Annotated in this window: 25 protein-coding genes, 1 tRNA gene and 1 other RNA gene; 13 read left to right on the plus strand and 14 right to left on the minus strand. The window is 71.5% G+C overall.

From position 1 onward, the window contains the following. Window positions 1-40: 40 nt before the first annotated feature. From C1A17_RS07825 to C1A17_RS07850, 6 genes are all read right to left on the minus strand, one after another. The gene (locus tag C1A17_RS07825; protein WP_101652449.1) at window positions 41-1,096 is read right to left on the minus strand and encodes an aspartate-semialdehyde dehydrogenase; all 1,056 of its coding nucleotides are present in this window, start codon (window positions 1,094-1,096) and stop codon (window positions 41-43) included. Then, window positions 1,093-2,394 carry an aspartate kinase gene (locus C1A17_RS07830; protein WP_101652451.1) on the minus strand — a complete coding sequence of 434 codons (1,302 nt, stop codon included), beginning with the start codon at window positions 2,392-2,394 and terminating at the stop codon, window positions 1,093-1,095. The genes C1A17_RS07825 and C1A17_RS07830 overlap by 4 nt, the downstream gene beginning before the upstream one ends. Before the next feature lie 221 nt (window positions 2,395-2,615). After that, window positions 2,616-2,837 (minus strand): helix-turn-helix domain-containing protein, encoded by a 222-nt coding sequence (locus tag C1A17_RS07835; protein ID WP_101652453.1) that lies wholly within the window; start codon window positions 2,835-2,837, stop codon window positions 2,616-2,618. A 1-nt stretch (window position 2,838) separates the two neighbouring features. Next, a complete protein-coding gene (locus C1A17_RS07840; protein WP_146000603.1) occupies window positions 2,839-3,468 on the minus strand; it encodes a hypothetical protein in 630 nt (209 codons plus the stop codon). A gap of 290 nt (window positions 3,469-3,758) precedes the next feature. Next, entirely contained in the window at window positions 3,759-4,355 is a 597-nt protein-coding gene (recR, locus tag C1A17_RS07845) for a recombination mediator RecR (RefSeq protein ID WP_101653583.1), read from the minus strand. Between the two features lie 5 nt (window positions 4,356-4,360). Next, on the minus strand, window positions 4,361-7,453 hold the full coding sequence (locus C1A17_RS07850) for a DNA polymerase III subunit gamma and tau (RefSeq protein WP_101652457.1): 3,093 nt from the start codon (window positions 7,451-7,453) through the stop codon (window positions 4,361-4,363). Between the two features lie 91 nt (window positions 7,454-7,544). Here C1A17_RS07850 and C1A17_RS07855 point away from each other — a divergent pair, with 91 nt between their 5' ends. Together C1A17_RS07855 and C1A17_RS07860 are read left to right on the plus strand one after the other, a co-directional pair. Next, on the plus strand, window positions 7,545-8,339 hold the full coding sequence (locus tag C1A17_RS07855; RefSeq protein ID WP_101652459.1) for a DUF1707 SHOCT-like domain-containing protein: 795 nt from the start codon (window positions 7,545-7,547) through the stop codon (window positions 8,337-8,339). Continuing rightward, window positions 8,332-8,586: a hypothetical protein gene (locus C1A17_RS07860; protein WP_101652461.1), complete on the plus strand. Its 255-nt coding sequence runs from the start codon at window positions 8,332-8,334 to the stop codon at window positions 8,584-8,586. The genes C1A17_RS07855 and C1A17_RS07860 overlap by 8 nt, the downstream gene beginning before the upstream one ends. Window positions 8,587-8,681: 95 nt before the next feature. On the opposite strand, the gene C1A17_RS07865 is transcribed toward C1A17_RS07860, so the two are convergent. Continuing rightward, entirely contained in the window at window positions 8,682-9,314 is a 633-nt protein-coding gene (locus C1A17_RS07865) for a TIGR03085 family metal-binding protein (protein WP_101652463.1), read from the minus strand. A 52-nt stretch (window positions 9,315-9,366) separates the two neighbouring features. After that, window positions 9,367-10,245 (minus strand): Sir2 family NAD-dependent protein deacetylase, encoded by an 879-nt coding sequence (locus C1A17_RS07870; RefSeq protein WP_101652465.1) that lies wholly within the window; start codon window positions 10,243-10,245, stop codon window positions 9,367-9,369. A 191-nt stretch (window positions 10,246-10,436) separates the two neighbouring features. Between C1A17_RS07870 and C1A17_RS07875 the strand changes: the two genes are divergently transcribed. From C1A17_RS07875 to C1A17_RS07905, 7 genes are all read left to right on the plus strand, one after another. Then, the gene (locus C1A17_RS07875; protein ID WP_101652467.1) at window positions 10,437-11,054 is read left to right on the plus strand and encodes a DUF4178 domain-containing protein; all 618 of its coding nucleotides are present in this window, start codon (window positions 10,437-10,439) and stop codon (window positions 11,052-11,054) included. 1 nt (window position 11,055) lies between these two features. After that, window positions 11,056-11,724, plus strand: coding sequence for a DUF2617 family protein (locus C1A17_RS07880; RefSeq protein ID WP_101652469.1), 669 nt, complete (start codon window positions 11,056-11,058; stop codon window positions 11,722-11,724). After that, window positions 11,721-12,302 (plus strand): hypothetical protein, encoded by a 582-nt coding sequence (locus C1A17_RS14365; protein WP_219618260.1) that lies wholly within the window; start codon window positions 11,721-11,723, stop codon window positions 12,300-12,302. The genes C1A17_RS07880 and C1A17_RS14365 overlap by 4 nt, the downstream gene beginning before the upstream one ends. Window positions 12,303-12,382: 80 nt before the next feature. Next, window positions 12,383-12,808 (plus strand): DUF350 domain-containing protein, encoded by a 426-nt coding sequence (locus tag C1A17_RS07890; protein ID WP_180953247.1) that lies wholly within the window; start codon window positions 12,383-12,385, stop codon window positions 12,806-12,808. Window positions 12,809-12,828: 20 nt separating this feature from the next. Then, window positions 12,829-14,412 carry a polyamine aminopropyltransferase gene (locus C1A17_RS07895; RefSeq protein ID WP_101652471.1) on the plus strand — a complete coding sequence of 528 codons (1,584 nt, stop codon included), beginning with the start codon at window positions 12,829-12,831 and terminating at the stop codon, window positions 14,410-14,412. 78 nt (window positions 14,413-14,490) lie between these two features. Further along, the gene (locus C1A17_RS07900; protein WP_101652473.1) at window positions 14,491-16,209 is read left to right on the plus strand and encodes a SpoIID/LytB domain-containing protein; all 1,719 of its coding nucleotides are present in this window, start codon (window positions 14,491-14,493) and stop codon (window positions 16,207-16,209) included. Window positions 16,210-16,304: 95 nt separating this feature from the next. Further along, the gene (locus C1A17_RS07905) at window positions 16,305-16,757 is read left to right on the plus strand and encodes a flavodoxin family protein (protein ID WP_101652475.1); all 453 of its coding nucleotides are present in this window, start codon (window positions 16,305-16,307) and stop codon (window positions 16,755-16,757) included. A gap of 76 nt (window positions 16,758-16,833) precedes the next feature. On the opposite strand, the gene C1A17_RS07910 is transcribed toward C1A17_RS07905, so the two are convergent. The 3 genes from C1A17_RS07910 to C1A17_RS07920 all read right to left on the minus strand — a co-directional run bounded on the left by C1A17_RS07910 (window position 16,834) and on the right by C1A17_RS07920 (window position 19,064). Then, window positions 16,834-18,072, minus strand: a complete 1,239-nt coding sequence (locus C1A17_RS07910) for an FAD-dependent oxidoreductase (protein ID WP_101652477.1) — start codon at window positions 18,070-18,072, stop codon at window positions 16,834-16,836. Between the two features lie 265 nt (window positions 18,073-18,337). Continuing rightward, complete coding sequence (locus C1A17_RS07915) at window positions 18,338-18,718, minus strand: DUF4190 domain-containing protein (protein ID WP_101652479.1); 381 nt, start codon at window positions 18,716-18,718, stop codon at window positions 18,338-18,340. 261 nt (window positions 18,719-18,979) lie between these two features. Continuing rightward, a tRNA-Ser gene (locus C1A17_RS07920) sits at window positions 18,980-19,064 on the minus strand. 140 nt (window positions 19,065-19,204) lie between these two features. On the opposite strand from C1A17_RS07920, the gene C1A17_RS07925 reads away from it, so the two are divergent. The 4 genes from C1A17_RS07925 (at window position 19,205) to C1A17_RS07940 (ending at window position 23,054) form a co-directional block, all read left to right on the plus strand. Then, entirely contained in the window at window positions 19,205-19,738 is a 534-nt protein-coding gene (locus C1A17_RS07925; protein ID WP_101652481.1) for a type 1 glutamine amidotransferase domain-containing protein, read from the plus strand. 103 nt (window positions 19,739-19,841) lie between these two features. Then, window positions 19,842-19,936, plus strand: an RNA gene (ffs, locus tag C1A17_RS07930) — signal recognition particle sRNA small type. A gap of 81 nt (window positions 19,937-20,017) precedes the next feature. Beyond that, on the plus strand, window positions 20,018-21,433 hold the full coding sequence (locus C1A17_RS07935; protein WP_101652483.1) for an MFS transporter: 1,416 nt from the start codon (window positions 20,018-20,020) through the stop codon (window positions 21,431-21,433). 253 nt (window positions 21,434-21,686) lie between these two features. Beyond that, window positions 21,687-23,054 (plus strand): L,D-transpeptidase, encoded by a 1,368-nt coding sequence (locus C1A17_RS07940; RefSeq protein ID WP_101652485.1) that lies wholly within the window; start codon window positions 21,687-21,689, stop codon window positions 23,052-23,054. 81 nt (window positions 23,055-23,135) lie between these two features. Here C1A17_RS07940 and C1A17_RS07945 read toward each other — a convergent pair whose 3' ends face one another. From C1A17_RS07945 to C1A17_RS07955, 3 genes are all read right to left on the minus strand, one after another. Further along, complete coding sequence (locus C1A17_RS07945; protein ID WP_101652487.1) at window positions 23,136-23,543, minus strand: DUF779 domain-containing protein; 408 nt, start codon at window positions 23,541-23,543, stop codon at window positions 23,136-23,138. 458 nt (window positions 23,544-24,001) lie between these two features. Next, the gene (locus C1A17_RS07950; RefSeq protein WP_101652489.1) at window positions 24,002-24,583 is read right to left on the minus strand and encodes a peroxidase-related enzyme; all 582 of its coding nucleotides are present in this window, start codon (window positions 24,581-24,583) and stop codon (window positions 24,002-24,004) included. A 96-nt stretch (window positions 24,584-24,679) separates the two neighbouring features. Next, window positions 24,680-26,071, minus strand: coding sequence for an APC family permease (locus C1A17_RS07955; protein WP_245873579.1), 1,392 nt, complete (start codon window positions 26,069-26,071; stop codon window positions 24,680-24,682). Window positions 26,072-26,218: the final 147 nt, after the last annotated feature.

Here is a 26,218-nt window from a genome sequence, read left to right on the forward strand (position 1 = left end):
CCGGTGAGGGTGGAGCGGGCGGCCGATCCGGAGCGGGGGGTCAGGATGCCGACCCGCCCTTCTTCTGCGCGAGCAGCCCGGCGATCTGGACGGTGTTGAGCGCCGCGCCCTTGCGGAGGTTGTCATTCGACACGAAGAGCACGAGGCCGCGGCCGGCGGGCGCGGACTGGTCCGCCCGGATCCGCCCGACGTAGGAGGGATTGCGACCGGCGGCCTTGAGCGGCGTGGGCACCTCGTCGAGCTCGACGCCGGGAGCGGCGGCGAGCACCTCGCGCGCACGCTCGGGGGTGATCTCACGGGCGAACTCGGCGTGGATGCTCAGGCTGTGGCCGGTGAAGACCGGCACCCTCACGCAGGTCCCGGCGACGAGGAGATCCGGGATGTCGAGGATCTTCCGGCTCTCGTTGCGGAGCTTCTTCTCCTCGTCGGTCTCGTTCTCGCCGTCGTCGACCACGGAGCCGGCCATCGGCAGGACGTTGAAGGCGATCGGCTCGACGTAGATCTCGGGGTCGAGGTCGACGGCCGCGCCGTCGCGCACGAGATCGCGGGCTCGCGGCAGCGCCGCCTCGGCCTGGGAGCACAGTTCCTCGACCCCGGCGAGCCCGGAGCCGGAGACCGCCTGGTAGGTGCTCACGATGAGACGGGTGAGCCCGGCCTCCTCGTGGAGCGCCTTGAGCGGCGGCATCGCGGCCATCGTCGTGCAGTTGGGGTTGGCGATGATCCCCTTGGCCGCCGCGTCGACGGCGTCCGGGTTGACCTCGCTCACGACGAGCGGGACCTCGGGGTCCATGCGCCAGGCGGAGGAGTTGTCGACGACGGTGACCCCGGCGGCGGCGAACCTCTCGGCCTGGGCGCGCGAGGTCGCACCGCCGGCGGAGAACAGCGCGACGTCGAGCCCGCTCGGGTCCGCGGTGGAGGCGTCCTCGACGGTGATCCGGCGTCCGGCGAAGTCGAGCTCGGTGCCCGCCGACCGCGCCGAGGCGAAGAAGCGGACCTCCCCGATCTCGAATCCGGGATCCGCGGCGAGCAGGTCGCGCATGACGCCGCCGACCTGGCCGGTGGCGCCGACGACGCCGACATTCAGTGAGGTGCTCATCGTCCGGTCCCTCCGTACACGATCGCCTCGGAGTCCTCCGCGTCGAGCCCGTAGGCCGAGTGGGCCGCGCGGACCGCCTCGTCGAGCAGCTCGGCGCTCGTCACGACGCTGATCCGGATCTCCGAGGTGGAGATCATGTCGATGTTGATGTGCGCCTTCGAGAGCGCGTCGAACAGGGTCGCGGTGACTCCTGGGTGCGAGCGCATGCCCGCGCCGACGACCGAGAGCTTGCCGATCTGGTCGTCGTACTGGAGGTGGCCGAAGCCGATCGAGTCCTTCGCGGCCTCGAGCGCCTCCATGGCCTTCGCGCCGTCCGCCATCGGCAGGGTGAAGGAGATGTCGGTGCGGCCCGGGTCACGGGTCGAGATGTTCTGGACGATCATGTCGATGTCGATCTCCTGACCCGCGACGGTCCGGAAGATCTCCGCCGCCTTGCCCGGCACGTCGGGGACGCCGACGATCGTGAGCTTGGCCTCGGAGCGGTCGTGCGCGACTCCGGAGATGATTGCCTGTTCCATGGATTCTTCCGTTTCTGGGGTCGAGGTGCGGAATGCGGCAGGGATGGGGTCGTCGGTCACCCACGTGCCCTGGTGCTGGGAGAAGGAGGAGCGCACGTGCACCGGGACGCCGTAGCGACGGGCGTACTCGACGCAGCGGAGCATGAGGATCTTGGCGCCCGAGGCCGCCATCTCGAGCATCTCCTCGTAGTTGATCCGGTCGATCTTCCGGGCCGAGGGCACGATGCGCGGGTCGGCGGTGAAGACCCCGTCGACGTCGGAGTAGATCTCGCACACGTCGGCATCGAGCGCGGCGGCGAGCGCGACGGCCGTGGTGTCGGACCCGCCGCGGCCGAGCGTGGTGATGTTCTTCGTCGTCTGGCTCACGCCCTGGAAGCCGGCGACGATCGCGACATTGCCGTCGTCGAGCGCGGACCGGATGCGGCCGGGGGTGACGTCGATGATCCGCGCCTTGCCGAAGGACTCATCGGTGATGACGCCGGCCTGCGACCCGGTGAAGGACTGGGCCTGGGAGCCGAGGTTGGCGATCGCCATCGCGAGGACGGCCATCGAGATCCGCTCCCCGGCGGTGAGGAGCATGTCGAGCTCGCGCGCCGGCGGGATCGGCGAGACCTGCTGGGCCAGATCGATGAGGTCGTCCGTGCTGTCGCCCATCGCGGAGACCACGACGACGACGTCGTGACCGGCCTTGCGGTACTCGACGATGCGTCGGGCGACGCGCTTGACCGATTCGGCGTCGGCGACGGACGAACCACCGTATTTCTGGACGACTAGGCTCACGGCTGTCACTTTCGTAGGAGTGCGTTCGCGACCATTGTACGGTCGGCCCTGCCGCGGAGGACGGCCCCGCCCGCCATGCGGATCCGGTGCGGAGTCCCGCTCCGGGCCGCCTCCGGAGCGGCAGCCGGGGAGCACGCCCGAGGCGCCCGCTCCGGGGATCGGGAGCGGGCGCCTCGGGTGGTGGGGATCGGTGCGACTCGAGGGGCGGATCGCAGGGGGTCTCACTCGACGGAGAAGAGGTCTCCGGGCTGGCAGTCGAGCGCATCGCACAGGCTGACGAGCGTGGTGTAGCGGATCGCCTTCGCGCGGTTGTTCTTGAGCACGGACAGGTTGGCGACGGTGACGCCGACCCGCGACGCGAGCTCGGTGAGGGTGACCGACTTCTCCTCGAGGATGCGGTCGAGGTGGCAGCGGACGCTGCGGGTGCCGATCTCGATGGTCATCTCAGATCACCCCTTCGAGCTCGGTCTCCGCCCGGGCACCGCGGATGAGGAGGGCGCGGATGATCCCGATGCCGGAGACCACGGCCAGCCAGACCCAGATCATCGTCGTCGTGATGCTGTTGTCGACGGGCAGATCGTTGAGACCGAGGTCGCGGATGACGAGGTTGTCGCCGAGCATCTGGACGAAGCCGGAGACGATGCCGGTCGCGACGACCGTCCAGAACAGGCCGGTCATCGCACGCGCAGCTCGCGGATCGAGCGGGGTGCTCCGGGTCATGTGGGTGACGGCCCGGATGGAGTACCAGCAGGCGATCGCGAGACCGACGATGAACAGGACAGCGGAGGCCGCCTGGAAGACGATCGCCGCGGGGGAGAAGCGCTCGAGCGGAAGGGTGAGGTCGACGACGCCGGCGAGCGGCATCCGCTCATCGCCGATCACGGTGTCCACGGGCTCCTCGGCGGGGAGTTCGAGGGACACGGTGAGCGTGCGCTCCACGGCGAGCCGGATCAGATCGACGATGCGCTCGCCTGCGAGGAGGAGGACGACGACGAGAGGGTAGATCCACAGGCCGGACAGCGAACCGGGCTCGCGGCGGCGGGGCGACGGGGATGCGGAAGAGGGGGTGCTCATGATGACTCCTTCGATCGGGTCGGACACTTCGACATATCGTTTCTCGATGTATCGATAGTCAATATGTTTATCGAGAATCGATAGGGAGTCTGGGGTTCGGGATATTGATTTTCGATATGCCTCGAAAGCCCTGGTGAGAGCGGAGAACTGCGTCCGGGCGATGCCGGGGGATCCCGTCCGAGCGGCGAGGAGCGTCAGGGCACGCCGCCGCAGCGGGAGGAACCGGAGCCTCCGCCGAGAGAGAGCACGGCGCGTCCGCGGACCGGCCCGCGCGCCGAGTCCGGGAGAGGTCAGCCGACCGCGCGGCGCCCCTCGAACGCGCGGCCGAGGGTGACCTCGTCGGCGTACTCGAGATCGCCGCCCACGGGCAGCCCGGACGCCAGGCGGCTCACCGTGATGCCGACGCTCGAGAGCAGCCGCACGAGATAGGTCGCGGTGGCCTCGCCCTCGAGGTTGGGGTCGGTGGCGATGACGCACTCCGTCACCTCACCGGACTGCAGCCGAGGCAGGAGCTCCTTGATCCGGAGGTCGTCGGGGCCCACACCCGCCATCGGGTCGATCGATCCGCCGAGCACGTGGTAGAGACCCCGGAACTCGCGGGTGCGCTCGATCGCGACGACGTCCTTGGGCTCCTCGACGACGCAGATCAGGGTCTGGTCGCGGCGCGGATCCTTGCAGATCACGCATTCGGTGTCCTCGGAGACGTTGCCGCAGGTCTCGCAGAAGCGGACGCGCTTCTTGACCTCGCTCAGCGCGGTGCTCAGCGCCTCGACGTCCTCCGCCGGGCTCTGCAGGATGTGGAAGGCCAGGCGCTGGGCGGACTTCGGCCCGATGCCCGGCAGCTTGCCGAACTCCTCGACGAGGTCCTGCAGGGCGCCTTCGTACAGCATGCTCATCCGTCGATCTCCTCGATGACCACTCCGCCGAGGATGCGCTCGACCACGGGGACCCCGAACTCGGGTGCCTCGCTGATGTCGAGGTCACCCTCGGTGTCGTAGTCGACGTAGTTCTCCACCGGGTCCGGCTCCGGGGGCGCGGGCGGCGCCCCTCCCCCGTCCGCCGGGTGACCGACCGTGCCGTGGCGGGCCGCCAGGTGCGCGAAGCGGTGGTCAGCTCGCGCGTCCCGGGGTTCGGGATCGGCCGGCGGGGGTTCGCCGTTCCCGTTGCTCGTGAACGCGATGTCCGGATCCGCGTAGGCCCCGAGGAAGTCGAGGTCGTCGTCCGCACGGGGAGCGGGAGAAAGTTCCGCACCTCCGCCCGGGTCGTCACCGGTGCCGCCGTCGAGTCCGCCGTCGGCGCCGCCGACGGGTTCGCCGAACCCGTCCTCACCGTCGTCGGGAAACTCGTCGTCGTAGGGGTAGTCGGGGATGTCGGCGGGCGGCGGGACCGCGACGAACGGGGCATCGACCGCTCCCGTCCCCGCGCTCGTCGAGGACACCGGGTCCCGCTCGGCATCGGGAGCATCCGCCGCGTCCGAGGCGCCTTCCGCACGAGCCGCATCGCCATCCACCGGCCCGTCCTGGGAACGAGGCCCATCGTGGGGACGAGGCTCGCGACCCGCCCCCTGCGCGTCTTCCGGTCGAGGCGCAGGGTCGACCGCGGGTGCGTCGCCGCGCCCGGCGTCTCGGTCATCGGCGGGGCGGGGACCCGAACGCTCAGCTGTCGGGTCGCCCTCCGCATCGTCGTCAGCGGGCGCGTCGGTGCTCCAGGCACCCGACGGCGGCGGAGTCTGCCAGAACTTCTCGTGGTCGACCGGTTCGCGGTCCGCCGCTCGCGGGCCGACCACTGAATCGACCTCCTCGCGGCTGGGGCGGCGCGGTGCCGGACCGCGCGATCCTCCGCCGCCGGAGCCCGAGGGCCCTCGGTCGACTGCGGCACCGACCTCACCGACCTCGACGCGCGCCTCGATCCCGAGGACCTCCGCGACGGATTCGGCGAGCTTCGCGGCGTTCGCTCCCCGGGTGAATCCGGAGACGGACCCCTGGTTGTTGAAGCCGAGGGTGAGGACACCGCCGGCGTAGCCCTGCGGCACGGCGTTGGAGCTGACGATCGCCCGGGCGAGCTTGCTGCGCCGGCCGAGCGCCTCGAGGATGTCCGGCCATGAGCGCCGGATCGCATCGATCTCCGCACCCGCGGCAGACCCGGCTCCCGACGAGGGCCCCGCTCCGACCGCGGGCCCGGCGCCGGCAGCGGACCCGTCGCAGGCCACCGGCCCGGCCGCGGTCCCGTCCCGGTCGGGGGACGCAGGTCGATCGGACGGCACGCTTCTCCGGCCCGGAGAATGCTGTCGGCTGGGGCGGGGCTCCTCATCGCGGGAGCGATCGGATGCCGCCGATGCAGCGGAGGCGCGGTCCCCGCCGGACCCGGGCGCCGCACTGCGGTCGATATCGACCCGATCGTCCGGAGCTGGTCGGTCCGGGCGCCGGGTCCCGGAGTCGGGCGCCCCGGAGGACGGCGCGGCGGTCCCGGCTCCGGGATGCCCGGCGGTCGCGCCGGACGACGGGGAGTCCTCCTCCAGGAGCGACTCCGCCGCGGCAGCGGCGGCGGCGTAATCGCCGAGGGCCTCGTCGACCTGGCGGGCGGCGGGAGTCGAGGCAGGAGCTGCCGCGGCGCGGCGGTCCCGGGGACCTCGCGCCCCGCCCTCGGGCGATTCGGGAGTGCGGGAATTCGCAGCGGAGCCGCTGCCTCCGGGCACAGAACCGGCCCCGCCGTTCGGCTCACCGGCCGGTCCCGCGGCGCCGTCCCGGCCGGGGCCGGCGGAGTGCTCAGCGGGTTCGGCGGCCTGCGCGGCGGGAACGCCGCCGGGCACAGTGCCGGACGGGGTCATCCCGATGCGGCGCTCGAGGCGTTCGACGCGCGACAGCGCGGACCGCCGCGAGCTCTCCGCCCCGGGCAGCAGGATCCGGGCGCACATGAGCTCGAGCTGGAGACGCGGGGAGGTCGCACCCGACATCTCGGTCAGCCCGGTGTTGAGGAGGTCCGCGGCGCGCGACAGCTCTGCCTGCCCGGAGATCCGGGCCTGCTGGACGAGGCGCTCGAGCCTGTCCGCCGGGACCTCGGGGAGGAAGGCGGCCGCCTGGTCCTGGGCCGCGCCGATGACCACGAGGTCGCGGAACCGTTCGAGCAGGTCCTCGACGAAGCGGCGCGGGTCCTGTCCGGATTCGATGACGCGGTCGACCACGCGGAACACCCCGGCGCCGTCTCCGGCCGCGAAGGCGTCGACGATGTCGCCGAGCAGCGAATCCGGGGTGTAGCCGAGGAGGGCCACCGCAGTGGGATAGTCGATGCCCTCGGTCGTCGCACCCGCCATGAGCTGGTCGAGGACCGAGAGCGAGTCGCGCACCGAACCGCCGCCGGCGCGCACGACGAGCGGCAGCACGCCCTTGCCCACGGGGACGGACTCCCGATCGCAGAGCTCCGCGAGGTACCGGGTGAGGATCTCCGGGGGCACGAGCCGGAAGGGGTAGTGGTGGGTGCGGGACCGGATGGTGCCGATGACCTTCTCCGGCTCCGTCGTCGCGAACACGAACTTGACGTGCTCGGGCGGCTCCTCGACGAGCTTGAGCAGCGCGTTGAAGCCCTGCGTGGTGACCATGTGGGCCTCATCGAGGATGAAGACCTTGAAGCGGTCACGAGCCGGCGCGTACACCGCCCGCTCGCGCAGATCGCGGGCGTCGTCCACACCGTTGTGGCTGGCGGCGTCGATCTCGACGACGTCGAGCGAGCCGGGTCCGCCGTTCGCGAGGTCGCGGCAGCTGGGGCATTCGCCGCACGGGCGCGGAGTGGGCCCCTGCTCGCAGTTGAGGCAGCGCGCGAGGATGCGCGCCGAGGTCGTCTTGCCGCAGCCGCGGGGGCCCGAGAACAGGTAGGCGTGATTGATGCGGCCGTTGTCGATGGCGGCCTTGAGCGGCCCGGTGACGTGGTCCTGTCCGATGACGTCGTCGAAGGACTCCGGGCGGTAGCGGCGATAGAGAGCGGTGGACACGTCAACCACCCTACTGGGTGCCGCGGACACGGCCCACCGGATCGCGCGGCGGGATGGGTGTTGAGGCGGACCGGGCCGTCGGGCAGGATGGATGCATGACGACTCCCCCGCAGGACTCCCCCGAGAACTCCCCCGCCGACCCCGCCCGCACCCTGCGCATCGGCCATGCCGAGCGCGACGAGGGCATCGAGGCGCTCCGCGACGCGGCGGCCGAGGGCCGCCTCACCACCGAGCCCCCGCCGACCCCGCCCGCACCCTGCGCATCGGCCATGCCGAGCGCGACGAGGTCATCGAGGCGCTCCGCGACGCGGCGGCCGAGGGCCGCCTCACCACCGAGGAGCTCACCGAGCGCATCGAGCGCACCGCTGAGGCGAAGGTCTATGTCGACCTCGACGCCGTCGTCGCCGACCTCCCGGTGCCGCCGCCCTCGGACCGGGTCCGCGCTGCCGCCGGACGCACACGCGTCGGACTGCCGCAGGACAGCGACGAACCGGGGCACCACCCGTTCGACCCGCTCGTCCTCCGCGCGTCCTGGGACAACGCCCAGCGCCGGGGCCGCTGGGCTCCCCCGCCGTTCATCCGGCTCGAATCCGTGGGAGCGACCGCCGAGGTCAACTTCCTCGAGGCGACCACCGATCTGCCCGAGATCGACGTCGAGGTCTCCGGCGGCATGGGCAGCGCCGTCGTCGTCGTCCCCGAGGACTGGGGAGTCAACGTCGACCGCCTGGGCACCAGCTGGGGCACCGTGAGGTCGAAGGTCGCGGCAGTCCCCCAGCCGGGCCGTCCTCTCGTCCGCGTCCACGGGTCGGTGGGCATGGGGACATTCACCGCCCGCCACGCCGGGTATTTCGAGCGCAAGCGCCTGGAGGCGAACGGGCGTGGATGAGCCGCAGATCCTCGTCGTCCTCATCGTCATCGCGTTCTTCGCGGTGACGCTGTTCGGCGGCGGGTATCTCATCTATCGTGTGATGAATCGCCCGAGCTCCTACATCGGCGCGCACCTGCCCGGCGACGCCGCCGAGGATTCGACCACCCACTTCGTCGACGACGACACGAACGACGACACCCCGGGCGGCTCGCCGCAGGGGCCGGAGGAGCCGCACGAGGACCCGGACGGCCGCCCGCGGTTCTGAGGACCGGCGGATTCCGCAGGCCTCGGCCCCGTCGCTCGAGCCTCGGCGGGGTGCTGCTTGTTGCGCTCAGCCCTCGGGAGCGCTGCCCGCGTGGCTCAGCTCTCGCGAGGCGGACCCGGCTCGGTGACCTCGAGCCGTGCGTGCTCCTGCCGGCCGAACAGCCACAGGAGCAGCTCCACCGGGGTGCCGCGCAGCGTCGTCGAGGGGTGGACGGTGCGCCCGGCGGACACGGTGCCGAATCCGGGCGCCTCGAGCACGAGGTGCCGACCGGCCTTGAGGCTCACCGGCAGCACCATCGACCTCACCATCGCGAAGACCCGGGCGTTGAGATCCCACGCCAGGTCGCGCGGCTCCCAGTCCGGCTGCGCTCGACGCACGTCCTCGTGATGGACGAGGAACTCCGCAGTGTTCGCGAGGCGGTCGAGCGGACCCCAGCTCATCGGGTTCCAGCGCGGTCCGCCCTCGGCGACGAGTCCGACGAGCTCGCCCCACGGCAGCTCCGCGAGCTCCGCCTCCGCCTGCGTCGCGCGATCCTGCAGGCCCTGCGACCGGGACGCGAGGCCCGGCATCGCGTTGCCGATGAGCGCACCGGGCCGCCGGTCGCGGATGACGAGGTGGACGGCCAGGTCGCGGGCGTCCCACCCCTCGCACAGGGTAGGGGCATCGGGGCCGAGGGTGCGGAGGAGAGCGGCGAGGGACCGGCGTTCGGAGCGCGCGAAGTTCGTCATGCGTCCAGTCTGCCCTGCCGCCCCGTGCGGTGTCGATGCGCGGGGCACGCGGTCAGATCGCCCGGCCGAGCGCGTCCTCCCAGGTCCGGAGGAAGTCCGCGACACGGCTCACCGAGCGCTGCACCGGCAGCTCGTCGGCCCGGGTGGGTCCGTCGGTGACGATGACCACCGGCAGCTCCTCCCGGACCGCGGCGCGGACGAACCGGAGCCCGGAGTGCACCGCGAGCGAGGATCCGAGGACCACGAGCCCGGAGGCCGAGCCGAGGAGCGCGAACGCCGCATCGACGCGCGGGCGCGGCACCGACTCGCCGAAGTACACGACGTCGGGTTTGAGCACGCCGCCGCACCGCGGACAGTCGAGCACCCGGAAGTGTGCGGTCTCCTCGAGCTCGACGTCGCCGTCGGGAGCGGTCTCGAGCGTCTCCGGCGCTGCCCCCAGGGTGTCGAGGAACCCGGGGTTGAGCGCATCGAGCTCCTCCTGCACGCGGTCGCGGTCGATGACCGTCCCGCAGTCGAGGCAGATCACCCGGTCGAGGCGCCCGTGGAGGTCGATCACCGGCTCCGACCCGGCCGCCTGGTGGAGGCCGTCGACGTTCTGCGTGATGATGCCCAGCGGTGCGATCCGGGCGAGCGCCCGGTGCCCGGCGTTGGGGTGGACCGCGGTCATCCGCTTCCAGCCGATCCACCCGCGCGCCCAGTACCGCGCGCGCTGCGCGGGATGGGAGAGGAAGGTCTGCACGGTCATCGGGGCGCGCGCCGGGGAACCGGGCCCGCGGTAGTCGGGGATGCCGGAGTCGGTGCTGATCCCGGCACCGGTGAGCACCGCCCAGCGTGCGGGGCGGATCGGGGTCATGGCGGCGACGATCTGCTCGTCGGTGTGCTCCGGCTCCGGTCGCACCCGTCCACGCAGCGGGTCCCGGACGACTCCCATGCACCCTCCTCGCACATCGTGGTGCGGCGCTCGACGCCGCCGGATCCCGCCCTCGCGGACCCCGGACCAGCCTACGGCCTCTGCGGTTGCCCGCACGCGTTCCAGGACCGCAACACCGACCCCGCTCGCGTGTCCGCACCGCACGGTAGTCTTGGTTCGGTCAGCCGCCCCCGAACCCGACCGGAGCCGTCATGGGAGACTTCCTCTCCACCCTTGTCACCGCCGTCATCGCCATCGGGATCGTGCTGGTGATCATCCTCGTCGTCAAGCGGATGCGCGCCTCCGATCGCCCGGTGCACGTCGATGCCGGCCCGCGCGCCCACGACCCGTTCGCGCCCGGGCAGGACACCGGCGGGGACCCGCTGAAGATCCACGCCGGCGACATCCTCGAGTTCGGCTCGGAGAAGCACTTCGTGCGCGGCACCCTGCGGATCGCGGAGGGCGGCTACACCTGGGCGGAGCACTTCTTCCAGGCCGACGGCAGCGCCCAGCGGCAGTGGCTCACCGTGGAGGAGGACCCCGACCTCCAGCTCTCGATCTGGAAGGACCGCCCGGACCTCGACATCGAGCCGCGCTCCGAGCAGATCGACCTCGAGGGCACCTCGTACACGCTCGTCGAGCACGGCACCGCGACCTACCGCTCCGAGGGCACCACCGGGCTGCGGCCGCAGGGCGCGCTCGACTACGTCGACTACGAGGCCGGTGACGGCCGTCATCTGTCCTTCGAGCGCTTCGACCACGGCCGCTGGGAGGTCAGCACCGGGCAGCCGGTGGCCCCCGGCTCCTTCACGATCTATCCGGGCAGCTGAGATGCACACCGTCGAAGTCCCGTTCGCCGACACCGCGGCGGCCGACCTCACCTTCTCCCTCACGCAGGGCCGGCTCCCGTCCGTCCACAGCACCGTCGCCCACCTCACCGCGGGCTCCGGGCGGGCGCTGCGGGTGGAGCTCGCCGTACTCGGCTGCTCCCACCAGGTGATCGTCAGCGGCGGCGGCACCGCTTTCATCGAGACGCTCGCCTGTCTGCCGAGCTCCGCCCCGGCGCTGCCGGACAGCCGGCTCACCGCCGGGATCGCCGGTGCCGGGGTCCACGACTTCCGCTCCCGCGTCGAGCACGTGGCGGCGGACCGGTTCCTCACCGCGGTCGACGACATCGTCCGGGCCGCACGCGGCGCCGAGCACCACGCCGTCGTGTCCTTCCCCGGGCATCCCGGCGCCGTCACCGCGCTCGCCCTGGGCACCTTTGCAACGGCCGGTGACCCGGCAGAGACCGACGCCGAGGCGGGTGCCGCCGCCGAGGCGGGCACCGGCGGCGCACACCCGACCGGCGATGCCCTGTCGTGGCGGACCTGGCACTGCTACCCGCAGCACGGCGAGATCGTGCACACCCGCACCACCCTCACCGGACTCGCCCACGCCTTCCGTCCGTCCGCCGGCGCCCACCCGTGCCCGGCTCGACCGAGCGAGGTCTCGATATGACCTTCCCGCCCCCGAATCCGCAGCCCGGTCCCGGCGACCGCATCCCGCTGCCCGGTTCCGGCGCCCGGCCCGGCCCCGGACAGCCCGGCCCCGGACAGCCCGGTCGCGGCCCATCGGGCCCGGGTCGCCCCAAGGTGACGATGAGCGGCCGGAGCTTCGACTTCGACGCGGAGAACGGCCGCGGCGGCTCCGGCGGCGGCCACCGGCCGTGGACGCCGGGCGAGAACGAGTCGGCCAAGCGCGGCGGCAAGGGCTGCGGCTGCATCATCGGCCTGCTCGTCGTCCTCTTCCTCCTGCTCTCGCTCATCGGCTCGTGCTCGAGCTCGGCGACCTCCGGCTCGGCGCAGTGCGGCGACTACGACCTCGTCAACGGCGAGTACGTCAGCGCCCCGAACCGCGGCGACTACGACAAGCAGGGCGAGAACTACACCTACGTCGGGTGCGACTCCTCCTCCCGCTCCGGCGGCGGGGGCTTCTGGTTCTTCCCGTTCATCTTCGGCGGCGGCTCCTCCGGCTCCGACTCGAACTACGGCGGCGGCTCCGGCTACCGCGGCGGCGGCTCGGGCACCGGCAAGTGACCGGCGCCCCCGCACCCGCCGTGACCGGCACCCCCGCTCCCGACCACCTCAGCTGACATCCACCGTCCGAAAGGCCCATCATGATCGTTCCCCTGCTCATCGAATCCGGAGTCGTCCTCGCCTACGCGGTCGCGGGCCTGCTCCTCATGCTCGTCGGCTACGGCGTCGTCGACCTCATCACCCCGGGCAAGCTCCATGAGCTCCTGTGGACGGAGAAGTCGCGGAACGCCTCGATCCTCGTCGCGTCGAACCTGCTCGGCGTGGCGATCATCGTCGCCGTCGCGATCCGCGCGAGCGCCGGCGACCTCGTGTGGGGCCTGATCTCGACGATCGTCTACGGCGTCATCGGCATCATCATCATGGCCGCGAGCTTCCTCATCGTCGACGCCCTCACCCCCGGACGCCTGGGCGAGATCGTCCACTCCGAGACGATCCACCCGGCTGTCTGGGTCAACGCCTCCGCCCACTTCGGCATCGCCCTCATCATGGCCTCCGCCCTCCTGTGATCGGCTGACCCGCGTCCTCCGTGAGCACCGCCGCCGCTGATCAGGAGTCCCTGCGCCTGCCGGTGCGCCCCGGACCGGCGCGGTTCCTCGTCCTCTTCGCCGTCTTCCTGTGCGCCTCGTGCGGCATGGTCTACGAGCTCGCGCTCGTCGCGCTCGGCTCGTTCCTGCTCGGCGACACCATCGTGCAGGCCTCGATCGTGCTGTCGGTCATGGTCTTCGCGATGGGCGTCGGCTCGATCCTCACCAAGCGGCTGACCCACCTCGCCGCGGTGTCGTTCGCGCTCATCGAGGCCGCGCTCGGGATCATCGGCGGCCTGTCGGTCCTCGCCCTCTACCTCGCGTTCGCCTACCTCGACCTCTACACCGCGGCGATGATCGTCATCGCCTTCGTCATCGGCGTCCTCATCGGGGCGGAGATCCCGCTCCTCATGGAGCTCATCCAGCGCATCCGCGCCCAGCGCGCCTCGGCGGCGGTCGCGGACCTCTTCGCGGTGGACTACGTGGGCGGGCTGATCGGCGGCCTCGCCTTCCCGTTCCTGCTGCTGCCGCTCCTCGGCCTGCCCCGCGGCGTGCTCGCCGTCGGGATCGTCAACGCCGTCACCGGCATCCTCATCGTCGTGTGGCTCTTCCGGCACGAGCTCTCCCGGCGGGCGCGGGCCGGGTTGACGCTGCTCCTCGTCCTCATCGTCGGCGTGCTCACCGCCGCCTGGGTGTACACCGATGCGATCGAGGTGACCTCGCGGCAGAAGATCTACCGGGACCCGATCGTCACCGCCGAGCGCAGCGCCTACCAGGACATCGTCGTCACCCGGCACCCGCGCACCGGCGACACCCGCCTGTTCCTCAACGGGGACCTGCAGTTCGCCTCGAACGACGAGCACCGCTACCACGAGTCGCTCGTGCACCCGGTGCTCGACGGTCCGCGCACCCGGGTGCTCGTGCTCGGCGGCGGCGACGGCATGGCGCTCCGGGAGGTGCTCAGGTACTCCGACGTCGAGGAGGTCACGCTCGTCGACCTCGACCCCGCGGTCGTCGAGCTCGCCCGCTCGGACGACACCTTCACCCGGTTCAACGACGGCGCGTTCGACGACCGTCGGGTCGAGCACATCGCCGCAGATGCGTTCACGTGGCTGCGGGAGGAGAACACCCGCACCTACGACGTCGTCATCGCCGACCTCCCCGACCCCGACGACGTGTCGACCTCGAAGCTCTACACCATCGAGTTCTACGGGCTCGTCGAGCGCGCGATGAACCCCGGGGCGCGGCTCGTCGTGCAGGCCGGGTCCCCGTTCTTCGCTCCCGAGGCGTACTGGGGGATCGGGGAGAGCATCGCGCAGGCCGGCTTCGCCACCACCCCCTACCACGTCGACGTCCCGAGCTTCGGCGACTGGGGGTACTTCCTCGCCGCGACCGGCGAGGCGCCCGAGGTCGCGGTCCCCGCGGACGCGCCCGACGACCTCCGGTTCCTCACCCCGGATGTCGCCCGGGCCGCGCTCGTCTTCCCGCCCGACCGCGACCGGAGCTCCGTGGGCACGGTCGAACCCTCATCGCTCCTCCATCCGCGGGTCATCGACCAGCAGCGCGGGGCCTGGGTCGGGTACTGAGACCGAGCCGGGCGGGTCCCTCCCGGGGAACCGCATCCCGAGCGCGGGCGCTCCGCAGAGGAGTGTGATACTCGCTCCATGCGCGCTTCCACCCGCAGCCTCGGGGTCCTCGCCGGCATCGTCATCGCACTCCTCCTCGGCACCGCCGTGTGGGCTGCCTACCCGGTCGGCGGAGCCATCGGCACCCACTACCGCAGCCTCGGCGGCGAGAGCGGGCGGCTCGGCGAACCCACGGGCCCGGAGCGCTGCGGGCTCCGCGACGCCGGGTGCGTCCAGAGCTTCGAGGACGGCTCCATCCACTGGACGCGGGCGACCGGCGCCCATGCCACCTGGGGCGCCATCCGCACCGCCTGGCGCACCACCGGCTGGGAGAACGGGAAGCTCGGCTACCCCACCACCGACGAGCGCTGCGGACTCACCGACCGCGGCTGCTACCAGACCTTCCAGGGCGGCTCCATCCACTGGTCCCCCGCCACCGGCGCCCACCCCACCTGGTGCGCCATCCGCACCGCCTGGCGCACCACCGGCTGGGAGAACGGGAAGCTCGGCTACCCCGTGAGCGGGGAGTACCCGTCGGGCAGCGGCGTCGCCCAGGATTTCCAGGGCGGCCGGATCCGCTGGACCGCCGGCGGCGGAGCCGTGGTCGAGATCGACGGGCCTCCGGCTGATTTCACCCTGACCGGCTCCGGCTGGGGGCACGGGGTGGGCATGAGCCAGTACGGGGCCCGCGGCATGGCAGCCGCCGGGAACACGTCGACGCAGATCCTCGAGCACTACTACCGGCCCGCACGGGTCGAGTCGCGCACGGGGTCCGCGAACGCGGACATCCGCGTCCAGCTGCTCCACGGCCGGCAATCGGTGCGGATCGCACCCCAGAACGGGATGCTCCGCGTCCGCGTGGGCAGCACGGTCGACGACAACTGGCATCCGATCACCCTCACGCGGACCGCAGACGGGCGGGTCCGCGCGGACGTCGGCACTGCGAGCTACACCGGCACCCGGATCGACGTCGAATGGCAGAACACCCGCGCCTGGCCCTCGGGAACGAACCCCACCTCGGTCGCGATCGACGGTGCCCGGGCGGGCGGGACCGGCCAGTACCGGCACGGCCGCATCGAGGTGACCTCGCTCGGCTCCTCGCTCAATGTCGTCAACGTGCTCCGGGTCAACACCGAGTACCTTCCTGGGGTCGCGGAGATGCCGACCGGGTGGGCGCGACCCGCGCTCGAGGCCCAGGCGATCGCCGCGCCGACCTATGCCTTCCGGAACCTGGGGACGCTGTCGAGCGCGTGCGGATGCCACGTCTACGACGAGGTGCGGTCCCAGGTGTTCGCCGGCTGGGCTCACGAGAACGGCCCCGGCGGTGCGAACTGGGTGCGGGCCGTCGACGGCACCCAATCCCGCAGCGGCGACACGGTGTCGAGCGCCCGCGTCATCACCCACGACGGCCGTTTCATCGACGCGCTGTACTCCTCGTCCTCGGGCGGGACGACGAACCGCGCGGCCGACGTGTGGGGGAACGACGTGCCCTACCTCCAGGAGCGCGACGACTCCGCGGCGCACACCTCGGCCGCCGGCAATCCGTACTCCTCGTGGTCGGCGACGATCACCCAGGACGCGATGCGCCGGGCCTTCGGCCTGCCGGATGTCGTCGACATCTCCCTCACCCGCACCGGCTCCGGCATGGTCGACACCGTCACCGCGACCTCCGCCGACGGCCGCACCGCCGCGCTCTCCGGTGTCGAGGCGCGCACGGTGCTCGGGCTCCGGTCGGCCACCTTCGAGATCGCGGACTGAGCCGCATCCGGGCAGCGGGATGCGGTGCCGGCCCGCCCCCTGCCGGGCCGCCCTCGACCCTCGACGCCGTCGGAGTACGTGCCTAGAGTGGTCCCATGAGCACCGTCCTCCTCGTCCATCATTCGCCCACGCCCGCGACCGAGGCGCTCGCCGAGGCGGCCCGCGCGGGGCTGTCCATGCCGGAGCTCGAAGGGGTCGAGTTCGTCGAGAAGCAGGCGCTCGAGGCGACCTCCGAGGACCTGCTCGCCGCGGATGCCATCGTGCTCGGCACCACGGCGAACTTCGGGTACATCTCCGGCGCGCTCAAGCACTTCTTCGACTCGACGTACACGGCGACCCGGGAGCAGACCGCCGGGCGCCCGTTCTCCTATTGGATCCACGGGGGCTACGACACCACCGGCGCGGAGCGCGCGATGGAGTCGATCACCACCGGCTACGGCTGGGAGAAGGTCTGCACTCCCGTGGTGTTCACCGGCGAGGTGACCGAGGAGCACACCGCCGCGCTCACCGAGATGGCCGCCACCGTCGCGGCGACCACCCTGGCCTGAGCAGCGCTCCATCGGCGCATTCCTCGCCGGCGCATCTCTCGTCGGCGCATTCCTCGGCGGTTCGGTCCGTGCCGACTCACCCGAGCCGGTAGTTCACCCGGTGGGCGGCTGCCGCGCCCGATTCGAGCGCCCCGTTGAGCGAGCTCGTCCGGAACCGGTCCCCGGCGACCGCGATCGGTCCGTCGAGCGCGGGCTCCCGGCGATCGAGGACCCCGACGCCGGACAGCGGCAGGGCATGCGGGATCCGGTCGACGGCGACGACCTGCCAGTCGCGCACGGAGCTTCCGCAGAGGTCGGCAGCGGCTTCCCGCACCTCGGACTCGCCGAGCTCCGCCGATTCCGATTCGCCTCCCGGGCCCGTCTCCCCGAGAGCGGTGTTCACCGCGATGAGGTGCCCGCCGGCGAGCGCATAGCGCGGCGCCGGTGCGGTGACCTCGGCGATCGTGGTCACCGGGCCGCGCGGGCTCCGTCCGTCGATGCTCAGCAGCCGCTGACGCTGCGGCGGCTCCGAAGCGGAGAACCACCACGTCGTCATCCCGCGGGTCCGCACCGGCGGCACCTCCGGCAGGAGCGGCTGCGCCAGACCTGTCGCGACGACGACCGCTGCCGCGCTGCGGACTCCCCCGTCGCAGTCGACGCGCACTCCCGACCCGGCCCGATGGACGGCACGGACACGGACCCCGGTCTCGATGCGGGCTCCCGCGGTGCGCGCGGAGGCGGCGAGCGCCTCGGCGAGCACCTGCATCCCGCCGGCGGGCAGTGACGGGGTGTGCGAAGCGAGGAGCCGGAGCTGCCAGAGCAGGTACTGAGCGCTCGCGGTCGATGCGTCCTGCGCGACGAGGCCCGAGGTGAAGGGCTCGATGACGGAGTGCCGGAGCGGTCCGGTGATGCGGTGGTCGTCGAGCCAGTCGGCGAAGGGCACATCGATCGCTGGGGCACGGCCGAGCAGGGCGGTGAGGCGCGGGATCTCGCGCGGGGAGAGGAGCCCGGAGCGGAGAGTGCGGAAGGCGAGCTGCGGTTCCCGGGACGGGTCGGCGATCACGGGCCTGCCGCGCGCGGTCCGCACGGACACTCCCGCAGGGAAGGGCTCGAGGTCGAGGGACCCGAGGTCGAGCGCCTCCTGCAGGGCCGGATAGCCGGGATTGACGAGCTGGAAGCCGCGATCGGGACGGTAGGCGCCGACGACCCGGCCGCCGACGCGCCCGCCCACGTGGTCCGCGGCCTCGAGCACGGTGACCGTGTGGCCGGCCTCGGCGACGAGCGTCGCGGCCCGCAGTCCGGCCGGCCCCGCGCCGACGACGATGACCTCGCTCATGACGGCCCTCCTCCGTGCGTCGGCGCGCCCCGTGCGGCACGCGCCTCGGTGATCCAGCGTAGTCCGTTCGCCGGGCTGCGGCCGGGATCGCGCGGGACGCCGGTTTCCGAGCCGTCTTCCGGCGAGCCGTGGACTCCCACGTCCCTGCGGGCAGGGAGCTCCGCTCACCCCGCTCCTGGCGATGAATGCGCTGCGGGCCGGAGGAACCCGGAGGTTCCTCCGGCCCGCAGCGGAGGGGGATGGCGGCGGCGCCGCGATCCCGGTATCAGTAGGAGGAGTACGAGGCCGAACCGGCGGCGATGACCCCGAGGATGATGGCGAGGATGATGCCGAGGAGACCGAGGATGAGGAAGATGATGCCGAGGATGAAGCCCCACTTGCCGAGCGTGTTGTCAGGGAGGCCGGCCTCACGCGACTTCGTGCGCGCCATCTTGCCGAGGATGATGCCGACGATCGGACCGATCACGGCGAAGCCGATGAAGGTCGACAGCGAGGCGATGAGGGAGATGATGCCCAGGGTCTGGCCCGGATCCTGCTGACCCGCGCCCGGCGCTCCGGCCGGCTGCGAGTACTGATCGGAGTACGACGCGTTCTGGTTGGAGTAGGACGAGTTGCCGGCCTGCTGGGGGTTGTACTGATCGCTCACGAACGACCTCCTGGTGTGCTGGGGTCCGACCGGGGCCGGAGTGGGTACAGGGAAATGCCAGGTTCATAGTTCAGCGGGTCCGCCGCAGGGATGAATCGCGACACTGTTCCAATTCCGCCACAACGCTGGGAGAAGCAGTGCTTTCGGTGCCCGGACCGGGTCGGATCCGACCCGGTCCGGGCGGACTGACCGCAGCAGCCCGACCCGATTCCCGGCGCTGAATGCGGGAAGCCCCCGGGTGGTCCCGGGGGCTTCCGACTGCGGAGGATAGGGGATTTGAACCCCTGAGGGCGTTAACCCAACACGCGTTCCAGGCGTGCGCCATAGGCCGCTAGGCGAATCCTCCGCAGAGAACGTTACCCGAACGGCGAGTGAATGCGCCAATCCCTCCGCGCCCCGACCGGCACGGCCGTGGGCAGCGGAATACACCTCCCCCCTCGCTCCGTTCCCTCCGAGTACACGTCTTCCGAACGAAGGAGCAGCACCATGGCACTGTCCGACAAGAAGGTCGCATTCCTGCTCACCCGCGGCGTCGAGCAGATCGAGCTCACCGACCCGCGCTCCGCCCTCGACGAGGCCGGAGCCACCACCGTGATCGTCTCCCCGTCCGAGGGCACCCTGCAGGCGATGGAGGGCGACTGGGATCACGCTGACACCTTCGACATCGACGTCCCGGTGAGCGAGGCCTCGGCGGACGACTACGACATGCTCGTCCTCCCAGGAGGCACGCTCAACGCGGATGCACTGCGGACCGACGCCGACGCGGTCGCCCTCGTCAAGGCGTTCTTCGCGGCGGACAAGCCGGTGGCGGCGATCTGCCATGCCCCGTGGATCCTCGCAGAGGCCGACGTCGCCCGCGGCAGGAAGCTCACCTCGTACACCTCCACCCGTACCGACCTCGTCAACGCCGGCGCCGAATGGGAGGACTCCGAGGTGGTCGTCGACGGCAACCTCATCACCTCGCGCAATCCGGGCGACCTCGAGGCGTTCAACCGCGCCATCGCTGACGCCCTGAGCTGAGTCCGAGCGGCCGCTCGCACCGCTCTGCGGCGGGAACGGCGCCGACGCCGCATGCAGACCCCGGGAGATTTCATCGTCTCCCGGGGTCTGCACTACACTGGGATGCGGCTCTCCGTGTGGCGTCATCCTGCGAATCCCCCAGGACCGAAAGGTAGCAAGGGTAAGAAGGCTCTGGCGGGTGCACGGGGAGTCCTTGACATTCAGCCTCCGACCCGCCCGCCCGGCACCGGTCACCCCTGACCGTTTCAATAGACCCGAACGTACGCTAGGGTTCAGTTCATGGAAGCATCGTCGCTTTCACCCCGGGTCTGGCCGCTGTATCTCGCGACGTTCCTATCGACGTACGTGTTCGCCGTCGCGAACATCTCCGTACCCGGGATGCAGGCCGCACTCGACCTCCCCGGATCACGGACGACCCTGGTCATCGGGGCCTATTCGGTGTCCTTCGCCGCCGGCCTCATCATCTGCGGACGCCTCGGGGACACCTTCGGGCGTCGGCGGCTGTTCCGCATCGGGATCGCGGCGATCTTCGTCTGCGCGATCCTCACCGCGCTCGCCCCCACCGTCGAGCTCCTCGTGCTCGGTCGCCTCCTCCAGGGGTGCGCGGCTGCCCTCACCACCCCGCAGATCCTCTCGACCATCCAGGCGACTCTCGAGGGGCGGGCGCGGTCGCGTGCGATCAGCGGCTACAGCATCTTCGCCGGGGTCGGCACCGTGGGCGGCAACATCTTCGGCGGGACGATCAACAGTCTGTTCCCCGAGGAGTACGGGTGGCGCGCGGCGTTCATGAGCATTGCCGTCATCGCGGCGATCGCCTGGGCCGGCACGGGATACCTGCGCGAATCCCGCTCCCCCGACCCCGAGGGCTTCGACTTCCCCGGCTCCGCCCTCGTCGCCTTCGCCCTCCTCTGCCTCATCACCGGTCTGACGAACGCCGCCGCTGTCGATCCGCTCGACCCCTTCTCCTCCCCGGGGATGATCGCGCTCACGGTGGGGCTCCTCATCGCCTCGGCGGTGGGGTTCCTCGTCCTCGGACGGCACCTCCAGAACCGCGAGCTGTCCCAGCGGCCCTCGGTGCTGCCGCTCCACGTCATCATCGAGCCCGGGGTCAAGATCGGGATGGTCCTCGCGGCCCTGTTCTTCCTCATGATGTCGTCGTTCATGTACAACTTCGCGATCCTCACTCAGCAGGGCATGGGCTGGTCGCCCCTCCACTCCGGCCTCGCGCTCCTCATCCTCGCCGTCGCCTTCGTCGGATCGTCGACCGTGGCGACCCGGCTGCTCGACTCCATCGGGCCGAAGATTCTCCTCATCGGCGCCGGGTTCCAGGCCCTCGGCCTCGGCCTGCTCGCAGTCGTCTCCTTCCTCGGCGCCGAGCCGTTCCTCCTCTGGCTGCAGCTCGTCGGCATCCTCATCGGCGGCGGACAGGGTCTGATGTTCGGCCCGCTCATCGCGGTCGTGATGAACCACGTGCCCGACCGCGTCGCGGGCCTCACCGGCGGCCTCATCGCCACGGCCCAGCAGGCGGGCATGGGGATCGGCGTGGCCACGCTGTCGAGCCTGTTCACCGTGCTCCTCGCGGTGTTCCCCGCGCGCACCGCCTTCGGGTGGGTGCTCGTCGTGGCCGTAGCGCTCTCGCTGACGTTCGGGCTCATCGCGACCCGGCTGGTCCGACCCCGCCCGCAGGCGGGATGAGCGGGCCGCCCGCAGGCGGGATGAGCGGAGCCACGGAGCCGCTGTCACAATCGTGCAACATCCGTGTCAGACGAACCTGCAGGTCAGCGGCGTATCCGAGGAAGCGCCCGGCCGCACCCGGTGATCATCGTCGGCAGATCGTGACAGTGCGCGCACTATCCTGAGAAGACGTCATCGAGCGCCGTGCGATCCGCCGCCGCGTCCCGCCGCTCGACACCCGCTCCGCCCGCCTCGTTCCCAGGAGATCCCCGTCGTGGTCCGTCGTCCGCTCGCACCCCTGTGCGCCCTCACCGCCGTCCTCCTCCTCAGCTCCTGCGCCGCCGGCACCGACGGCGCCTCGGGTCCGAACACCCGGCCGGCCGCTCCCACGGAGTCGACCACGGCTGCGGCCGCCGCACCCGTGGTCGAGATCGTCGATCCCGCCGAGGTGCCCGCGGACGAGGACGGAACCGACACGGACGGGACGGACACCGCCGCACCCACGGAGGCCGCGACCGGCACCTCGGGCCCGGACGCCTCGGGCCCGACCGCCTCGGATGCCCCGAGCACGTCACCCGACGCCGCCGACATCGTTTTCGCCCCCGGCGACACCTTCGCCCTCACCGTGTCCGGCGGGACGTTCACCGAGGTCGAGCTCCTCGACGCCGACCATGACGCGGTCCCGGCCGACACCGGTTCCGTGAGCGAGGACGGCACGACCTGGCAGGCGCGCGCCGGGCTCGCCGGCGGCGCCTCCTACACCTGGAAGGCCACCACCACGGCTCCCGACGGCTCGGAGCACACAGCATCCGGCACCTTCGACACGAGTGCTCCCGCCGGCAGCCCGCAGCGGGCGCGCTCGGTCATCGCCGACGACGACACCGTGGGGGTCGGCGCACCGATCATCATCAACTTCGGCGGCACCGTCGACGAGGACTTCCGGGACGAGGTCGAGCAGCGGCTCAGCGTCGAGGTCGCCGACGAGGACGGCGCGCCGCGCGAGGTCGAGGGCGGCTGGGCCTGGCTGCCGAACATCGACGGCCATTCCCGCATTCACTACCGTCCGGCCGAGTTCTGGCCCGCGCACTCATCCGTCGCCGTCGATCTCCCCCTCGAGGACGTGCCGTTCTCCGATTCGACACACGGCGGCAAGGACATGACCCTCGACTTCGAGATCGGCCGCGAGCAGATCACCGTCGCCGACGCGGAGACCCACCGGATGACCGTCACCCGCGACGGCGAGGAGGTCATGGACTTCCCGGCATCGCTCGGCGCCCCGCGCTCGCCGTCGTACAACGGCATGCACATCGTCATGTCGAAGGCGGAGACCTACACGATGACCTCGGAGCAGTGGGGCTATGCCACGCCGGTGACGCACGCCGTGCGGATCCACAACAACGGCGAGTTCATCCACGCGGCGCCCTGGTCCGCGGGGTCCCAGGGGTCGGCGAACGTGTCGCACGGCTGCATCAATCTCACCACCGAGCGCGCGAGCGAGTACTACGACTCGGCGATCTACGGCGATCCCGTCGAGATCACCGGGTCATCGGTCGATCTCACCGTCGATTCCGGCGAGGTCGCGGACTGGGTCTACTCGTGGGAGGAATGGCAGGAGCTCAGCGCGTTCGCGGACGCAGACTGAGTGCGTTCGCCGACTGAGCACTGGCACCGGACCTCTCGGTCCATGGGCGCGGGCACCGGAAATCTCAGTCCACCGACCCGATCACTCCATGAGCGCGGACCGGATGAGGAACCGCTTGCCGGTGGGCGACTCGACGCTGAAGCCGGCACCGCGACCGGGGACGACGTCGATGGTGAGCTTCGTGTGCTTCCAGTACTCGAACTGCTCGGCGGACATCCAGAACTCGAGCGGGCTCGTCCGCCCGTCCTCGAGCGGCACCTCGAAGGTGCCGAGCAGGACGTCGGCGTCCGAGGTGAGGAACTCACCGGTGGGGAAGCACATCGGCGTCGAGCCGTCGCAGCAGCCGCCCGACTGATGGAACATCAGGTCCCCGTGCTGAGCGATGAGCTCCCGGAGCAAGTCGACCGCGGCCGGGGTGAGCGCCACGCGGGACGCGGTCTCCCCGGTGATGGCGGGGGCGGATTCCAGGATCGCGGGGTCGGCACTCATGGTGTCACTCTCCTCATCGAGACATGCGCGTGATGCGAGCGGCGCACCATCCAGCCTAGGACGGACGAGCGCCGGGCTCAACGGTCCGGCGCCACCGGCTTCGCCGAGGTCGCGTCCCCCGAGGTCGCTCGCCCGGGTGCCGGCACCTCAGCTCCGAGCCTCGGCCACGCGGCCACCTCGACCGGTCGCTCGGGTGCCGCCTGGTCAGCTCCGGGGAGCGCCCCCGCAATCCCTGGACCCGTCTCCAGGTCGCGCCCGCGCGACCCAGGGACCGGTCGCCCAGGTGCCTCCTGGTCAGCTCCGAGCCCCGGCCTCGCGGCCCCCGTGACCGGGCGACCGGGTGCGGCCCGGTCATCTTCAGGGCGCGCCCGCACGGCCCTGGGCCCGTCGTCCGGGCGCCACCCGGTCAGTTCCGGGGCGCGGACGTGCGACCCCGCAGTCGTCCAAGTGGCGCCCGATCAGCTCCGGGGCACGCGGCCCAGGAGGTGGAACTCCGGGTTCGGGCGCATCCCGGCGACCGTCGCCATCCGGTTGGACAGACCGTAGAACCCGGTGATGGCCGTGATGTCCCAGATGTCCTCGTCGTCGAACCCCTGGGCGTGGAGCGCGGTGAAGTCGCTCTCGTCGATCTCGCCGGGGGTCCGGCACACCTTGAGCGCGAAGTCGATCATCACCCGCTGACGCTCCGGCAGGTTCGCCGAGCGCGGGTTCACCGCCACCGCGTCGGCGATGTACGGATCCTTCGCATAGATCCGCAGCAGCGCCCCGTGCGCGACGACGCAGTACAGGCAGTCGTTGGCCGCCGAGGTAGCGGTGACGATCATCTCCCGGTCCGCCTTCGTCAGCGAACCGGTGTCCTTGTCCATGAGGGCCGCGTGGTAGGCGAAGAACGCGCGGAACTCGGCGGGCCTCCGCGCGAGGGAGAGGAACACGTTCGGGATGAATCCGGCGCGCTCGGCCTGGGCCTCGATCATCTCGCGGATGTCGTCGGGCAGGTCGCGCAGCTCGACCGGCGGGTATCGGACGTCGTCGTCGCTCATGCACCCACTGTAGGTCCCGCCCCGACTGCGGTCCAGGGTCGTTCCGGGGCTCGGCAGCGGATGCCGGAGGCTCGGGTTCCGCCGCGCTCCCGGGTTTCAGTCCTCGCGCGACCGGCTGCGGAGGACGAGGACGACCACCGTGATGATGACGAACAGCATGGCTCCGACGAGCACCGCCCGGCCGGAGACGGTGAACGCGAGGAGCAGGCAGAGGAGAGTGCCGAGCACCTGGAGGGCACGCGGGTAGCGGCGGTGCTCCCCGGTCTGGGTGAACGCCGTGATGTTGGTGATCGAGTAGTACACGAGGACGCCGAACGACGAGAAGCCGATCGCCTGCCGGATGTCGCCGAGGAGCACGAGGACGATCGCGGCCGCGCAGACGAGGAACTCGGCGCGCGCCGGGGTCCGGAACCGCTCACCGACGTGAGCGAGGAAGCCGAAATGCCGGGAGTCTCGCGCCATTGCGAACATCGTCCGTCCGAGCCCGGCTGCCAGGCCGAGCAGTGCACCGAGGCAAGCGAGCACCGCCCCTATCCTGACGAGCACCTGCGCCCACGGCGTGCGGCCGACCGCCTCGGCGAGGGGTGCGGTGCTCTGCGCGAGCTGCCCCGGCCCGAGGACTCCCATCACCGCGACCGCGACCACCGCGTAGAGGACCGCGGTGATGGCGAGAGCGGTGACGATGGCCAGCGGGATCGTGCGCCGCGGGTCGCGCACCTCCTCCCCCAGGGTGGCGATGCGCGCGTAGCCGGCGAAGGCGAAGAACAGGATGCCGGCGGCCTGGAGCACACCGAACAGGTCGAATCCGGCGGGCACCGCGAGCTCACCGGAGTCGTCGAGGCGCGCAGCTGCCGAACCCATGACCCCGAGGGAGAACTCGCCGCTCACGGTGATGACGACGAGCACGATGGCGAGGATCGCGAGGACAGCCGCGACGATCCACCGCGTCATCCGCGCCGTCTTCGTGATCCCGAGCGAGTTGACCGTGGTGATCGCGACGAGCGCGAGGATCGCGAGCGGCTTCTGCCAGGCCTCCCCCGCGGCGTAGGCGGCGAAGGTCAGCGCCATCGCCGCGGTCGAGGCGGTCTTGCCGATGACGAACCCCCAGCCGGCGACGAGGCCGAGCCCGGGGCTGATCTGTGCTCGGGCGTAGGCGTAGGTCCCGCCGGAGGTCGGGTACTGGGCGGCGAGCTGCGCGGAGGCGGTGGCGTTGCAGTAAGCGACGAGGGCAGCGAGGCCGAGCGCGAGGAACACCCAGGCTCCCGCCTCGGCGGTGGCCGGCGCGAGAGCGGAGAAGATGCCGGCGCCGATCATCGAGCCGAGCCCGATGACCACCGCATCGCCGAGCCCCAGCGAGCGCGAGAGCGCAGCGCCCGCCGGCGACGACCTCGGGGCCGGTTGCGGGGGCTGCGACGGGCAGTCCGGCTGCGGAGGCTGCGACGAGCGGTCCGGTGAGGAGTCCGGCGGCGGCGGAGGCGGAGAGGTCACACGAGCCGTTGTACCAGAACCATCCGACGCCGAGGTGAACAGCACGCCGAATCCGCCTGTCCGATCCGGTGCGACACCGGAAGTGCGACGGAAACTGCGGTGGCGGGCGCAGAATGCGCAGGCTCCGGCCGCCACTGCAGTTTCCGT

The organism is Brevibacterium ihuae (genome assembly GCF_900184225.1).
GTDB lineage: Bacteria > Actinomycetota > Actinomycetes > Actinomycetales > Brevibacteriaceae > Brevibacterium > Brevibacterium ihuae.